At 61.0% G+C, this 14,875-nt stretch carries 9 protein-coding genes and 1 pseudogene; 9 read left to right on the forward strand and 1 reads right to left on the reverse strand.

The window, feature by feature from the left end:
- The first annotated feature begins 100 nt into the window (after positions 1-100).
- The 9 genes and pseudogenes from NKH99_RS30370 to NKH99_RS30410 all read left to right on the forward strand — a co-directional run bounded on the left by NKH99_RS30370 (position 101) and on the right by NKH99_RS30410 (position 14,030).
- Positions 101-1,195 (forward strand): HlyD family secretion protein, encoded by a 1,095-nt coding sequence (locus NKH99_RS30370; protein WP_352470621.1) that lies wholly within the window; start codon positions 101-103, stop codon positions 1,193-1,195.
- On the forward strand, positions 1,195-2,772 hold the full coding sequence (locus tag NKH99_RS30375; RefSeq protein WP_353017519.1) for an MFS transporter: 1,578 nt from the start codon (positions 1,195-1,197) through the stop codon (positions 2,770-2,772). Before NKH99_RS30370 ends, NKH99_RS30375 begins: the two co-directional genes overlap by 1 nt.
- Positions 2,773-3,175: 403 nt before the next feature.
- A complete protein-coding gene (locus NKH99_RS30380; protein WP_353017511.1) occupies positions 3,176-6,304 on the forward strand; it encodes a PAS domain-containing protein in 3,129 nt (1,042 codons plus the stop codon).
- Positions 6,305-6,650: 346 nt separating this feature from the next.
- A complete protein-coding gene (locus tag NKH99_RS30385) occupies positions 6,651-9,509 on the forward strand; it encodes a sensor histidine kinase (protein ID WP_502900124.1) in 2,859 nt (952 codons plus the stop codon).
- Positions 9,506-10,147 carry a response regulator transcription factor gene (locus NKH99_RS30390; RefSeq protein ID WP_352470618.1) on the forward strand — a complete coding sequence of 214 codons (642 nt, stop codon included), beginning with the start codon at positions 9,506-9,508 and terminating at the stop codon, positions 10,145-10,147. Before NKH99_RS30385 ends, NKH99_RS30390 begins: the two co-directional genes overlap by 4 nt.
- 2 nt (positions 10,148-10,149) lie before the next feature.
- A complete protein-coding gene (locus NKH99_RS30395) occupies positions 10,150-10,539 on the forward strand; it encodes a response regulator (RefSeq protein WP_352470617.1) in 390 nt (129 codons plus the stop codon).
- The gene (locus NKH99_RS30400) at positions 10,529-11,212 is read left to right on the forward strand and encodes a response regulator transcription factor (protein ID WP_031211078.1); all 684 of its coding nucleotides are present in this window, start codon (positions 10,529-10,531) and stop codon (positions 11,210-11,212) included. Before NKH99_RS30395 ends, NKH99_RS30400 begins: the two co-directional genes overlap by 11 nt.
- A 560-nt stretch (positions 11,213-11,772) precedes the next feature.
- Positions 11,773-12,753, forward strand: coding sequence for an alpha/beta fold hydrolase (locus NKH99_RS30405; RefSeq protein WP_502900125.1), 981 nt, complete (start codon positions 11,773-11,775; stop codon positions 12,751-12,753).
- 526 nt (positions 12,754-13,279) lie between these two features.
- Positions 13,280-14,030, forward strand: a pseudogene (locus NKH99_RS30410) (glucose 1-dehydrogenase).
- Between the two features lie 266 nt (positions 14,031-14,296).
- Here the strand turns inward: NKH99_RS30410 and NKH99_RS30415 are convergent.
- Positions 14,297-14,524: a DUF680 domain-containing protein gene (locus NKH99_RS30415; RefSeq protein ID WP_353017515.1), complete on the reverse strand. Its 228-nt coding sequence runs from the start codon at positions 14,522-14,524 to the stop codon at positions 14,297-14,299.
- Positions 14,525-14,875 lie beyond the last annotated feature (351 nt).

Raw genomic sequence — 14,875 nt, forward strand, 5'->3', positions numbered from 1 at the left:
ACTGCGCACCGTGGGTTTGCAGCCTTGCCGAACATCTCGCTCTTCGGGAGGCGGATACCTCCTTCGATAGCGAGCGCATCGACCGGGTGTCGAGGCAATCATGAGCCGAGCCCGCAAGATCGCAATCGCCATCGTTGCCCTTATGGTGATTCCAATGGCAGCTATTTGGAGCTGGCAATGGTTCACGCGGGGCCGGTTCGAGGAAACGACCGATAACGCCTATCTCCGCGGAGACATTACCAGCATCGCGCCGAAGCTCGCCGGTTACGTCGTCGAAGTCGACATAGACGACAATGCCAGTGTGTCAAAGGGTGCTGTCCTGTTTCGCATCGACGACAGCGACTACAAGGCCAAGGCAGAGCAGGCGAAAGCCAACGTCGCCGCCCGGCAGGCGGAAATCGCCAACATCAAGGCGACCCGTGAACTGCAGGACGCATTGATCGCGCAGGCTGAGGCGCAGAAGCAATCTGCCGCAGCCGACCTGCAATTCGCCCGCGCCAACCTGAACCGCTACGTCACGCTGCAGAAGAACGGGACCGCAAGCGATCAGAAGCTGCAGGATGCGCAGGCCGGCCATGACAAGGCAAAGGCATCGCTGGACGGTGCAGAGGCCAATCTGCTGGCTCAAAAATTGAAGCTCGGTGTCCTGGATGCACAGTTGTCCGGTGCGCAGGCAGCCCTGTCCCAGGCACAGGCAGCGCTCGACCTAGCAATGCTCGACCTGGCCAACACCGTCGTGAGGGCCCCGGTCGGCGGCATCGTCGGTAATCGCCAGATCCGTGTCGGCCGCTATGTCACCCCAGGGACAGCAGCCTTGGACATCGTTCCGGTTAACGATGTCTGGATCGTCGCCAACTTCAAGGAAACACAGCTGAAGCAGGTTGAGATCGGCCAACGGGTCCGCGTCATGGTTGATGAATATCCAGATCTGCAAATCGACGGCCTTGTCGACAGCTTCGCTCCCGGTAGCGGCGCGGCATTCAGCCTGCTGCCGCCGGACAACGCCACCGGAAACTTCATCCGCGTCGTCCAACGTGTGCCGGTCAAGATCAGGATGACGCGCAATCCGTTGCCCGGCCGCCTGGTTCCGGGACTCTCGGCTCGTGTTGCCATCACCGTCGGCACCAGGGATGCTCCGGCTGTAGCGCAGGAAATGCAGACAGGCGGGATTGCGGACGGGCGCTCAGCACAATGATGCACCTCGCCGAAACGGCGGCTGTGCAGCGCCATCCCGGTACATTGCGCGCTTGCTTGATAGCAACCGGCGTCGTGCTGGCCGCCTTCATGGACGCGGTCGCATCCACTGCACTGTCCATCGGCCGGATCGACATGCTCGGCGACACCTACGCAACGTTGGACGAACTGGCGATGATCGACGTTGTTTTCATCGCGGCCAAGCTGACGGCGTTCCTTGTCGCTCCGCTACTTGTGACGGCAGCCAGGCCGACCGCCTGCCTGCGCGCCGCGGTTGTCGCCCTTCTGCTGGCATCCGCGGCCTTGACGTTGTCGGTGGACCTCACCTGGATTTGCATCTGCCGCATTGTCCAAGGGCTGGCCGGCGGCACAGTTCTCGTCGCCGGCCAGACACTGCTGTTCTTTCGGTTCCCGCACCGGCATCAGCCGGTCGTTCAGGCGGCTTTTGCCGTAGGCGCCGTCATGGCTCCGACGACCGTCACGCCGGCCCTGCAGGGCTGGCTTGTCGACCATCTGACCTGGGAGTGGATATTCCTGAGCATCATTCCGCTCGGCATCGTCTCCCTTGTCCTGTTGGCGGCGGACGGCGATCGGACCTTTTGGCGGAAAACCAGGTTTCCTGCCGTCAGGATATTGTTGCTCGGCATCAGCGCCGCGCTTTTGACTTACGTCCTGCTGCAAGGCAGCAGGTTCAACTGGTTCGACGACACCGACATCACCTTCCTTGCCGCAACCGGTATGACGGCTGCCGGCCTCCTGGCCGTCTGGGAGACCCGCTTTCGTTCAGAAGGCTCACTGCTGGCCATCTCGCCCCTTGGCAATCCGGACTTTCGCTTTGGCCTTCTCGTCAGCTTCGTCGCCGGCTCTGCCCTTTCAGGCAGCGCCTATCTTATTCCGGCTTTTGCCCTCAACGTGCTCGATTTTACCGCGACGGGCGCAGGAGTGCTTCTGCTGCCCAGCGGAGCCATGCTCGCGCTTGGACTTCTGTTGTCCGGCTTCGTCATCCAAAGGACCGGGATGCGCCCGATCGCGCTTGCGCCATTTGGCATTCTGCTCTTCGCAGGTGCCATGTGGCTGCTGTCCGCTTCGACGAGCGGTAGCGGATCACCGGACCTGACCCTTGCTCTGCTGCTGCGAGGATTCGGCCTCGGCCTTCTGTTCGTGGCACTGACGCTGGTTACGCTGCAGGGCCTTGCCGCTAATGCGTTGCCGTTTGGCATCGGGCTGTTCAACTTCGGCAAGCAGGTGGGCGGTCTGACCGGCACAGCCCTCTTGCAAACGTATATTGATCACCAGAATGTCCACAACCGGACGATACTGGCGTCCCACCTCGTCAATGGCGATCCAGCCGTAGACCAGCGCTTGAGAGCAACTGCGAACGCTCTGGCGAACAGTGTCGACAGCACTGCGGCGACAAAGGCCGCCCTGCCGCTGCTGCAGCGCGCGCTTGAGAAGCAGGTCGCCACGATCTCGTTCGACGAAGCTTTCTTCGCGCTCGTCCTGCTGTTCGCGGTCGCTGCGCCCTGTCTCATTGTCGCCAAACAATTGCTCGGCCGCCAAGCCGCTCCGCAGAACTAAAACCGCGTCCACGCCCTATACTTTGGAACAGATGTATTGGTCGGGAGAGGCTTCCAGATTATCTCATGAGCCGTGTTAACCGGACGAGACAGGGATGACGAATGCAGAGGTTTTTCCGGTTTCACTCTGCAGCCGACGAAGAGGCAGCCGAGCGTCTTACCTGTCCGGCTCGTATTCCCAGTGGTAGGTGTTGATGCATCGATCCGCGTCGCTCCTCGCGCGAGGCCATCGTTAGGGCCCCCGCAGCGCGATAACTCCGCGCAATGCATGGATTTCCATGAGATGCAGCCGAGGCATGGCGGAACTAGATTTAGGCGGTGAGTTCGCCTGTCCAGATATTGAAAACAAGTGCTATATCAAGCGCTGACCGTCCCAAGGCTTTTTTGTCCGACAGGAGAAGCCAATGACAGCAGCGTCCAACTCACTTGACGAAATCGAGCCCGAAGCAACGCTAGCGCTGCAAATCATCGAGAGCATGCCCGGCCACGCGTGGGCAGCCGATGCCGCCGGAAGATTCACCTATGTCAGCCCAAACACGCTGGCGTTCCTCGGCAACATGCATGAGGATCTCAACACTTCCGAAGACGACGATGATTTCGGCTGGCGTCGAGCCGTCCATCCCGACGATTATGATCCCGTAGCCGCCAGATGGCGGCATTGCCTCGAAACCGGCGATCCCTATGATACCGAGCATCGCCTGCGGCGCGCCGATGGCGTCTATCGCTGGTTTCGAAGCTCAGGACGACCATTTCGCGATAGTCAGGGGCGCATCGTTCAATGGTACGGCACGACAATAGACATTGAGGACCAGAAACGGGCCGAGTCAGCATTGCGTGACCGGGAGCGGGAACTTTCGCAGCTCGTGGACATGGTCCCGAGTCACATCTGGCGGCTCGATCCAGACGGCGAGCCGATCTTCTTCAATGGGCGCATGGTCGACTTTCTCGGCCTCGATGTAGCGGATCTGGACCGACCGGGCATGAGCCGGCTGGCGGTGATGATACAGGCCGCCGTTCATCCGGACGACGCGGCAGCATTCGGCGATGCACTTCGTGGTTGCTTCGCTACCGGTGCGAGCTTCGCCATGCGCTATCGCCTGCGCCGTGCCGATGGCGTCTATCGCTGGATGTCGAGCCGGGCGGAGCCGATGCGCGATGGCGCTGGCGGCATCGTCCAGTGGTACGGCCTCTGTCACGACATAGACGATCAGATGCACGCCGAAGCGGCGTTGCGGCAGAGCGAGCAGCAACTTCAGCACATGATCGACGCCGTGCCGGTCCGCATCTGGAGTGTGATGCCGACCGGCGGGCCGGTCTACTTCAACAAGCGATACCAGGACCATTTCCGCTCCGTTATCGCGAACTTTGACGCGCTCGGCGAGCCGGGAATCGAAACGTTGCTGCACGAGGTGATTCATCCCGAAGATGCGCCCGAGGTGCAGCGCACGTTGCTGAGGTGTTTCGAAACTGGCGGCGGCTCCGCGATGCGGTTTCGCTGGCGCGAAAAAGACGGCACCTATCGCTGGGCTGAGTGCAGGGTCGAGCCGCGACGCGATGACGACGGAACGGTCGTGCAGTGGTACGGGGTTTCTCTCGACATCGACGATGAGGTGCGCGCGCAGGCGGCGTTGCGCAAAAGTGAGCGGCGCCTTCAGCAGCTGATCGACACCGTGCCCGCTTTGATCTGGAGTACGACACGGGAAGGGATGCCTTCCTACGTCAACAAACGGTTCACCGATGTAACCGGGGCCACGCTCCACGACATCACCGCCCCGGACGGCTCGCCGTCGCTGAGCTTGATCCATCCAGACGATATCGACACCGCACGGCAGGCGATCCGCCATTCATTCGCAACCGGCGTGCCTTACGTTCAGAGATATCGCCAGAGGCGGGCCGACGGCGGCTATCGCTGGACCGAGACTCGCGCCGAGCCGCTGCGCGACGAAGATGGCAGCATTCTCCAATGGTACGGCGTGAGCGTCGACATCCATGACCTGGTGACCACGCAAGCCGCGTTGCACGACCGGGAACGAGAGCTCTCGCAACTCGTCAACATGGTTCCGAGCTACCTCTGGCGGCTATCTCCCAACGGTGAGCCGACCTTTTTCAACAAGCGCCTGATAGATTTTCTCGGCCTGGACATAGCGGACGCGGAAAAGCCGGACACGAGCCTGCTGACGGCCTTCATTGCCACCGTCGTCCATCCCGACGATGCAGCCAGCCTGAAGGAAGCACTCGACAGCTGCTTTGCCACCGGCGAGCGCTTCTTCATGAAGTATCGCCTGCGCCGTGCCGATGGCGTTTATCGTTGGATGGAGGGCCGAGCGGAGCCGCTGCGGGACCAGGGTGGACGCATCGTCCAATGGTACGGCCTTACGCACGACATCGACGATCAGCTGCGCGTCGAAGAGGCGCTGCGCGAGAGAGAACGGGCTCTCTGGCAGCTCGTTGAAACGCTGCCGGCAATGATCGATTGCGCCGCGCCGGATGGCGAACCGATATATCGCAGCCAGCAGCTCCGCGAATTCCTCGGATACAATCTTGAGGAATTGGACGAAGCGGGAAAGTCCCGGCTGGCTGGCACACTCGACGCCGGTGTTCATCCCGACGACCTGACAGGTGTCAAAGAGAGATATGCCGATTGTCTGTCCACAGGCGAGCCGTATGCGCGACGGCACCGTCTGCGGCGCTTCGATGGTGAATATCGCTGGGTCGAGACGCGCGCCGCGCCGATGCGCAACGCTGAAGGCGCCATAGTGCAGTGGAACGTTATCTGCCTCGACATCGAAAATGAGGTGCGGACACAAGAGGAGCTTCGGCTGGCACAAGAGAGACTTGCGCGTGCGAGCCAGGCGGCGAGCCTTGCCGAACTCTCCGCATCCATCGCTCATGAGGTGAACCAGCCGCTGGCCGCCATCGTCGCCAATTCCAACGCATGCCACCGTTGGCTGTCCGCCGAGCCCCCGAACGTCGAGCGCGCGAAGATCACGGCCGAGCGTATCATCCGCGATGCCAACTCGGCGGCGGATGTCGTCAGCCGCATCCGTGCCTTGTTCAGACCTTCGCTTGAAATGAGAACCAGCACGCCGATCCCCAGCGTCGTTGCCGAAGCACGTGACCTTATGGCCGAGGAAGCCATGCGGCGTCGCGTTCGCATGGACATCGACGTCGAAAGCGACCTTCCGCTGGTTGCGTTCGATCGCGTCCAGATCCAGCAGGTCCTGGTCAACCTCATTCGCAACGGCATGGAGGCGATGGACACCACGGCGGGCGACAAGGTTCTCGGAATGCGCGTGCGCCGGATAGAGGACACGATCCAGACCGAGGTCAGCGACCGAGGCCCGGGTATCGAACGTCCCAACAAGATATTCGAGCCGTTCTTTACAACGAAAGGGAACGGAATGGGCATGGGGCTCGCGATCTCCCGTTCGATCATCGAGTCTCACGGCGGACGCCTTTGGGCGGAGAATAGCGTGCCGCGTGGGGCGATATTCATCTTCACCCTCCCGGTTGAAGCGAAAGCTGCGCAATAACTGGCGGCGCTCAGTTAGCGCTTGGTTTTTCGGCTCTCGGTGAAGGGGCGCCGCCGCCCCGTGCAATGCATGGATTTCCATGAGGTGCGGTTGGGGCGTGGCGGGATTAGGGTGGCGACGTGAGTCCGTCAGCCCAGTCCAGCTATCAAGAGCAAGTGCTACACGAAGCGCCGACAATCTCCAGAGTTTGTTTGTCCGTTAGGGGCACCCGATGACGATAGCGCCCAACTCACTTGGCGAGACCGATTCCAGCGCAACGCTCGCGTTAGCGCATGACTTGAACCGATCCGGACCGGGAAGTGGCCGACCTTTCGCGACGAATGAACCGGGCCTGATTCGCGGCAACATGATCAGCGATCTTGGAAGGTTGTCGCGCGTCTGGTCGCACCGTCCCCAATTCCTGCATCTGGGGCTTTTTATTACGGCCTATGTCCTGGGCTGCGGCTTCGCCCAGTCGCTCGCAATCATACCTGGAACAGGGATTTCCATTTGGCCTCCGAGCGGGCTTTTCATCGCTACGCTTGTCTTCGCCTCCAGGTATAGCTGGCCGTGGTGGGTGCTGGGGGCCTGTGTGGCAGAACTGTTCAGCAACTTCTTGTGGTTCCACACTCCGCTGCCCGCGGCCTTCCTGATCTTTGCCGGCAACGCTCTTGAAGCGGTGGCCGGCGCATGGCTTGTGAACCAGACCTGCAAGCGCCCAGTTCGGCTGGAAACGTTGCGGGACGTTCTCGCATTCGTCGTACTGGCCGCTGGAATTGCGCCAGTTGCAAGCGCGACGGTGGGAAGTGCGGCGCTTGCTTGGTTTGGCATACAATCGCAAACCTTTGTGACGGCTTGGCCGCTGTGGTGGATCGGAGACGCGACGGGAGTCCTGATCGTAGCGCCACTGGCGCTGGTCGTGTTCCAGAACTGGCGCGGAAAAGCGCAGCTCTCGGCGGCGCGATGGATGGAAGCTTGCGTCCTGGGGCTGATCTTTCTTGGTATCGCCGCCCTTTCCTTGAGCGGCTATCTGCCCTTCGCCTACATCATCATGCCGCCTCTTCTTTGGGCCGCGGTGCGTTTTGAGTTCAGAGGCGCCGCCGTAGCATTGACCGTCCTCGCTCTGATCACGGCGGTATTCACGATATCCGGCGCCAGCCAATTTGCCGGCGATCCTGAGTCCCAGAAGCACAACCAGATCATGCTGCAGCTTTTTCTGGCCATCTCTGCATTTTCGGCGCTCGTCGTGGCCGCCATTTCCAGGCAGCATCAGGCGGCGGTGCTCACTTTGCGCCAAAGCGTGGAGACCTTGCGGGAGCGGGAGCGAGAACTCTCGTTGCTGGTCGAAATGATCCCCGCTCACATCGCCCGTATGGCGCCCAACGGCGAACCGACCTTCTTCAGCAAGCGCACGACAGACTATATCGGCCTCAACGACATCGCGGACTGGGACGAGCCGGGCACGAGCCGCCTGGCGACCGTGGTCGCGGCAGCCGTCCATCCCGACGATGGACCCAGGATGAGAGAATGGCTCAGCCGCTCGCTCGCCACCGGCGAACCCTATCCCATAAGGTATCGCCTGCGTCGCGCGGACGGCGTGTACCGCTGGAGGGAGGGCCGCGCCGAGCCGCTGCGGAACCAGAGTGGCGCGATCGTGCAATGGTACACGGCCAGCATCGACATCGACGATGAGGTGCGTGCGCAGGAGGCATTGCGCGACCGGGAGCGGGAGCTCTCGCAGCTTGTCGACATGGTTCCGAGCCACGTTTGGCGCCTGACGCCGGACGGCGAGCCGACCTTTTTCAACAAGCGAATGGTCGACTTTCTCGGCCTTGACGTAACGGATTTGGACAAACAGGGCATCAGCCGGCTGGCGGCGATGATAGCGGCCATCGTCCATCCGGACGACGCAGCAGCATTCGGCGATACGCTCAGTCACTGCCTCGCCACCGGTGAGCGCTTCTCCATGAGGTATCGCTTGCGCCGCGCCGATGGCATCTATCACTGGATGTCGAGCCGGGCGGAGCCGATGCGCGATCACGCTGGCCTGATCGCGCAGTGGTACGGCCTCTGTCACGACATAGACGATCAGATGCAAGCCGAAGAGGCGCTGCGGCGGAGCGAATTGCAGCTTCAGCAGATGATCGACGCTGTGCCGGTCCGCATTTGGAGCGCGGTGCCGACCGGCGGGCCGGTCTATTTCAACAAGCGATACCAGGACCATTTCCGCGCCGTCATCGCCAATTTCGAAACACTCGGAGAGCCGCGCATCGAGGAATTGCTGCAAGAACTGGTTCATCCCGAAGATGCTCCCGAGGTGCTGCGCACGTTGCTGAGCTGTTTCGAAACAGGCGGCGGTTCCGCGATGCGGTTTCGCTGGCGCGAAACAGATGGCTATCGCTGGGCGGAGTGCAGGGTGGAGCCGCGGCGTGATGAAGACGGGGCGGTTGTGCAATGGTACGGGGTTTCCCTCGACATCGACGAAGAGGTGCGCGCCCAGGAAGCGCTGCGACAAGCCTCCGACAAACTCGCGCAAGCCACTCAGGCTGCAAGTCTCGCCGAGCTTTCCGCTTCGATCGCGCACGAGGTGAATCAGCCGCTGGCCGCGATCGTCGCCAATTCCCATGCATGCCACCGTTGGCTGTCCGCCGCCCCTCCGAACGTCGAACGCGCGAAGATTACGGCCGAGCGCATAATCCGGGACGCCAATTCGGCGGCGGACGTCGTCAGCCGCATCCGCGCGCTGTTCAAGCAATCCACCGAGACGAGGACCAATGCGACGCTCAGCAGTGTCATCGCAGAGGCACGCGACCTCGTGGCCGAGGAAGCGATGCGGCGGGGCGTTCGCACCAGCGTTGATGTCGGAAGCGACAGTCCGCTAGTCGCGTTCGATCGCGTCCAAATCCAGCAGGTTCTGGTCAATCTCATCCGCAACGGCATGGAGGCGATGGACTCTGGTGCGGATGACGGAGTTATCAGCATCCGCGTGCGCCATATCGGGGATGTTGTCCAGACCGAAGTCAGAGATCGCGGCCGGGGCGTCGAGTTTCCCGACCGGATATTCGAACCGTTCTTTACCACGAAAGAGCAAGGGATGGGCATGGGACTGGCGATCTGCCGTTCGATCATCGAGTCGCACAGCGGGCGTTTATGGGTCGAGAAGAACGAACCACGTGGAGCGACGTTTATCTTCACGTTGCCGATTGAAGCGAAAGCGGCGTCATGACGACGGACGGCCAAATTGTCTTCATCGTAGATGACGATGAACGCATCCGGGAGGCGCTCAGTGAGCTGCTGGCTGCACACGGCATGTGTGCCGTAGCGTTCGGATCGGCGGGCGATTATATCCGCGCTGACAAGCCGGACGTCCCTGCCTGCCTCATCCTCGATATCGAGTTGCCGGATATTAACGGCCTCGATCTGCAGCGGCAGATTGCCGAGGGCGATCATCCGCCGATCGTTTTCCTGACGGGACATGGCGATATCCCGTCCTCGGTGCGTGCGATCAAGCACGGCGCCGTGGATTTCCTGACTAAGCCCTTCAGCGATGCAGACCTCATGGCCGCAATCCATGCGGCGATTGCCCAGGATCGGGTACAGCGATCGGAGCGCGCCGAGCTGGGCGTGTTGAAGCAACGTTATCTCGAGCTGACGCCGCGCGAACGTGAGGTGCTGCCGCTGGTGGTCAGCGGCCTGCTCAACAAGCAGGCCGCCGCTGAACTGGGGATCAGCGAAGTTACGCTGGAAATTCATAGAAGGAACGTCATGCAGAAGATGGTCGCGGCGTCGCTCGCCGACCTCGTTCGCATCGCCGAGCGATTGGGAATACCGATCACGCACTCGCGCCGGGCAGGGGGGAACTGAGGGTGAGCAAGCGGAGGCCTGTCGTGGCGATTGTCGACGATGACCCAAGACTGCTCGAGTCGCTGGAGGACCTTCTGGAGTCCGCCGGCTATGTGGCCCGCAGCTTCTCGTCGGCAGGGTCGTTGCTGGTCAGCGGCCTGTCTGGATTGGACATGCTTATCACCGACATCGGGATGCCCGGCATGGACGGCTTTGAACTTCGCGACTTGGTCAAGAAGGCGCGTCCGGATCTGCCTGTGTTCCTGATCACCGGCCGCCACGAGATAGTGGATCAGCACCGCGCCAAGGGCATTGGCAGGCTTTTCCGCAAGCCGTTCGATGGCCAGGCACTGCTTGCGGCGATCGGCGACGCTTTGCGCAACCCAGAAACGGAGGCTAAACATGAGAGTTGACCAATTGCCCTTACCGAGATCGACGCCGTCATCACAGCAGCGAAGGGCTGAAGCCGAGCAGCCGCTGGTCATTATTGTCGATGATGATGCCTCTGTTCGGGAGGCGCTGTCTGAATTGATCCTGTCGGCGGGTTTCCTGCCGGTGTGCTTTACCTCAACCCGTGAATTGCTTGACGCCGACGTGTTGGAGAGCCCCGGCTGCTTGATCCTCGACGTGCGCATGCCAGGGACGAGCGGTCTCGATCTGCAGCACCATCTTGCGAAAAACGGCAACCCCAAACCCATCATCTTCCTGACCGGGCATGGCGACATCCCGATGACTGTCCAGGCGATGAAGGCCGGCGCCGTGGACTTTCTCACCAAACCGGTGCGGGATCAGACGCTGCTTGACGCTGTGATCGCCGGCATTGCGGTGGATGCCAAGCGGCGGGCGGATGCCGTGATCGTCAAGCGCAACATCGAGCGCGTCGAGACGCTGACGCCGCGCGAGCGCGAGGTCCTGCGTGAAGTGGCGCGCGGGCGCCTCAACAAGCAGATCGCCTTCGACCTCGGCATCAGTGAAGTGACGGTCAAGCTTCACCGCGGCAATGTCATGCGCAAGATGGAAGCCGCTTCCATCGGTGAGCTGATCCGGGCGTGGGAAACGCTGCCCGCGCCGATGCGCGAGGTCTAGAATTTGGCACAAGCCGATCCATGCCCCATCCAATAGGATCGCCCGGCGCGCCGGGCCATTTCAGGTGCTTTCTCAGCGCGCCCAGGCCTTCCTGCCTGTTGATACGCTCGTGCTGCTGCGGGTGATCCTGATGTACATCGGTGGTCCTGTTTGGTGTTTCGCGGCAAGGCCCGCGCCAAACATCGGTTACTACTGAGCGGCGCTCTTTGGCAGCGCCAGCCTGACCGAAAAACTCGCAACATTTCATGCAACAGCAACTGACGCCGGCCATGCCGCGTCGGTCCCCGCGCCGCTACCCAAGCCTAATTGACGTGTGTCTATAAGAGCTTGCCTTAGCCCGGCCCTATCTTCGGCGTGCCTGCCCTGCACTTTGGCATCGTATGACAGATGCCTCCGTAGAGTAGGTTCGCGGCCCGGATCGGTGCATCCTGTTCCTCGCAAGCCATCACGACCGTCGCGTTTCTACCGCTCCTCGCTCGCTCCTCCCCGAACGCGACCGCTCAGGCCGACTCGACGGTCGTGATGGTGAGCAGGATGTTCAAAGCACATGGATGGACATGATGAACAAAGACGGACTTTTCTCCGTCGGCGGATCTCGCCGCGATGTCATGTTGGCAGGCCTGATCTCTACGGCAGCCGCCGGACTGCCCCGCGCTGCTTCGGCAACGAGCCGAAAAAAAAACCTTCCCTCTTCCCCCTCAATCAAAGGAACCAAGACGATGAGCACCATCACGACCAAGGATGGCACCGAAATCTACTACAAGGATTGGGGCAAGGGTCCTGTCGTCACGTTTTCGCACGGCTGGCCGCTGAATTCCGACGCCTGGGACGGCCAGATGCTCTTTCTTGCCCATAACGGCTTTCGCGTCGTTGCGCATGACCGGCGCGGCCATGGCCGATCGAGCCAGGCCACGTCCGGCAACGACATGAACGGCTATGCGGATGATCTTGCAGCCGTGATTGAGGCGCTGGATCTCCGGAACGCCACGCTGGTCGGCCATTCGACCGGAGGAGGCGAGGTTGCTCGCTATATCGGACGGCACGGGACGAAGCGGGTGGCCAAGGCTGTTCTTATCGCCGCTGTTCCGCCGATCATGGTGAAGACGCCGGCCAATCCGGAAGGCCTGCCGATCGAGGTATTCGACGGCATAAGGGCTGGCCTCGTCAAGGATCGGTCGCAGTACTACCGGGACCTCGCACCGTTGTTTTATGGCGCGAACAGGCCAGGCGCGAAGGTTTCCCAGGGGACTCTGGATCAGTTCTGGCTCTGGAGTATGCAGGCGGGTCTCGTGAACGCGTACGAAAGCGTCAAGGCGTTCTCCGAGACCGATTTTACCGAGGACCTCAAGAAGTTCGACGTGCCAACCCTCGTCCTGCATGGCGAAGACGACCAGATCGTCCCCGTCAAGGACTCGGCAGTCAAGTCGGCCCGATTGATCAAAGGCGCAAAGGATATCTATTACCCCGGCGCGCCCCACGGGATCACGGCCACGCACCAAGATCAGGTCAATGCTGACCTGCTCGCCTTCATCAAAGGATAGCACACCCTCAGTCACGACCGCATGTTCTCCGCAATCCTTGGAGCCGACGATGACCACCTTTGGCAATATTTCGCGCGCCCTTAACCGCATTTCGGGTGGCGCGCCAGGTCAAACCTTGTGCGCTCGCATAGGCGAGCGGTGGCCTGAATGCCGGTTCTGTCGGCTCATGTCCCGGATTGTGGAACCGAACCACTGCGCCATCGAGTTAGAGCGCTGGCAAAGGCGCGAAACATATGCTGCGATAGGGCTGCCATTCGAGCAACTTCGCCTGTGCAGCGCGGAGGCGATCGCCGGCGTTCGACACTATGTCGCGCTGTCGGGGGTCGCCGCCGCGCGCTTGTTCTGCCTTGAAGGCCAAAGCGCTCCTCCAAAACGTCAAACTGGCTAAGCGCCGGGAGTTTATCAATCGGTAGCCGTTTGCGATTGCCGCTCATTTTGGCGGTCTCAATTCGGCGTGAAACTTTCTTGGCCAGCAGTTGCGATTATCGCGGCAGCACCGGCGCTATTTTTCGAAGGCAGGAACGAAATGGGCGTACTCTCGGGCAAGATCGCGGTGGTCACCGGCGGGAACAGCGGCATCGGACTATCGGCTGCAAAAATCTTTGCGGCCGAGGGCGCGCAAGTCGTCATTACCGGCCGCCGGCGGCAGGCGGTCGAGGAAGCGGTCGCACAGATCGGGGCAGGCGCGCTGGGCATTCAGGGAAATGTGGCCGACGTGTCGCACCATGACGAGGTAGCGCAACAGATCCGCCAGAGGTTCGGGGCGCTCGACATCTATATGGCGAACGCCGGCATAAACACCATCACGCACTCGGCCGACGTCTCCGAGGCAGAATATGATGCGCAATTTGCCGTCAATACGCGAGGCGTCTTCTTCGGCGTCCAGAAACTGATTCCGGTCATGCGGAATGGCGGCGCAATCATCCTCACAGGTTCGCTGGCCAGGCGAGAAGGTGCTGGACGGTCATGCTGTTTACGCGGGCTCGAAGGCGGCCATAAATGCCTTTGCGCGCGCTTGGGCGATCGAACTGAAGTCTCGCGGCATCCGGGTCAACGTGCTCAGCCCAGGTCCGGTGGATACGGCTATTCTCGATAAGCTGGGCATACCGTTTGAGCAGCGCGGGCTGTTTGAAAAGGCGATGGCAGAGGCAATACCCCTGGGCCGGATGGGGCAGCCGGAAGAGTTGGCAAAAGCCGCCCTGTTCCTTGCCTCGGACGCGAGTAGTTTCGTAACGGGCATCAATCTGCGGGTCGACGGCGGGATGGCAGTGCTCTGAGCCACGACTGCGATGTCGTCGCGCCAATACACTTCCGAATAAATGGCTGAGCAATCGGTCTTCCTCAAGACGATTTTCCGGGAAGCTGCCGCACGAGTCGCGCCAAATAGGTCGGAGGCGAGACGTTTTGTCGACGTGGCGCAAATTGAGCCACGTAAGCAGCAAGTCGCATTGCAGGGATCGACGCGCAAGAGAGAAGTCGGCTCGCCGATACGGCGGAAGGACCGAGGTCTCGCCCCGGTCCTTCAATTTTCTGTAGGTCGGGATCAGTGACCCCAGATGCCCTGGCCATATTCATCGTTGGGAACAGTCGGCTTGCGTACGGTTTTCGGCACCCCGATATCATTGTTCATTTTTTTGATCGAGGATGTATACATGTTGTAAGGCGCAGTCGCAGGCTGCTGGAATCCGTTTGATCCATAGTGGTCGCTTCCGGCAGTGGCGCTTCCTGCTGTAATAACAAGCACGGCGACAGCAAGGACTGTCATTTTCATTTCAGTAACTCCATTGATGGCTTGGATGGTATTCACCCATACAAATATAAATGTCGTGACGCAGCGACACGATCAGACGGTCCGGCTGTTTGATCCATACGAAGGCATTGGGCGATTCAGGCCGAAGGCCAGGGACTATGTCGTTGACGAGAGGAGGCTTTGCGGCGCGCCCTCAGTGTCTGTTCCGGCGACTGCCGACAATGCACACCCGGCATAGATACCTCAATTATGCTGCAGGGCACCTGATCTCGCCGGTGACCTACCCTAGTTGTGTGCGTCAAGTTCTGCAAAAATGGCGTGGCATTGCGGTGACGTTGGCGTGTCCGCCGCGCAGCCCCCGTGTTTAGCGGA

It is taken from the genome of Mesorhizobium sp. M0854, from assembly GCF_040319815.1.
In the GTDB taxonomy this organism is placed as follows: domain Bacteria; phylum Pseudomonadota; class Alphaproteobacteria; order Rhizobiales; family Rhizobiaceae; genus Mesorhizobium.

Excerpts from the sequence above, each read along its gene's own strand:
- NKH99_RS30380 (WP_353017511.1), top strand. The coding sequence starts at position 3,176 with ATGACAGCAGCGTCCAACTCACTTGACGAAATCGAGCCCGAAGCAACG.
- NKH99_RS30405 (WP_502900125.1), top strand. The coding sequence starts at position 11,773 with ATGAACAAAGACGGACTTTTCTCCGTCGGCGGATCTCGCCGCGATGTC.
- NKH99_RS30375 (WP_353017519.1), top strand. The coding sequence starts at position 1,195 with ATGCACCTCGCCGAAACGGCGGCTGTGCAGCGCCATCCCGGTACATTG.
- NKH99_RS30400 (WP_031211078.1), top strand. The coding sequence starts at position 10,529 with ATGAGAGTTGACCAATTGCCCTTACCGAGATCGACGCCGTCATCACAG.
- NKH99_RS30390 (WP_352470618.1), top strand. The coding sequence starts at position 9,506 with ATGACGACGGACGGCCAAATTGTCTTCATCGTAGATGACGATGAACGC.
- NKH99_RS30415 (WP_353017515.1), bottom strand. The coding sequence starts at position 14,524 with ATGAAAATGACAGTCCTTGCTGTCGCCGTGCTTGTTATTACAGCAGGA.
- NKH99_RS30385 (WP_502900124.1), top strand. The coding sequence starts at position 6,651 with ATGATCAGCGATCTTGGAAGGTTGTCGCGCGTCTGGTCGCACCGTCCC.
- NKH99_RS30370 (WP_352470621.1), top strand. The coding sequence starts at position 101 with ATGAGCCGAGCCCGCAAGATCGCAATCGCCATCGTTGCCCTTATGGTG.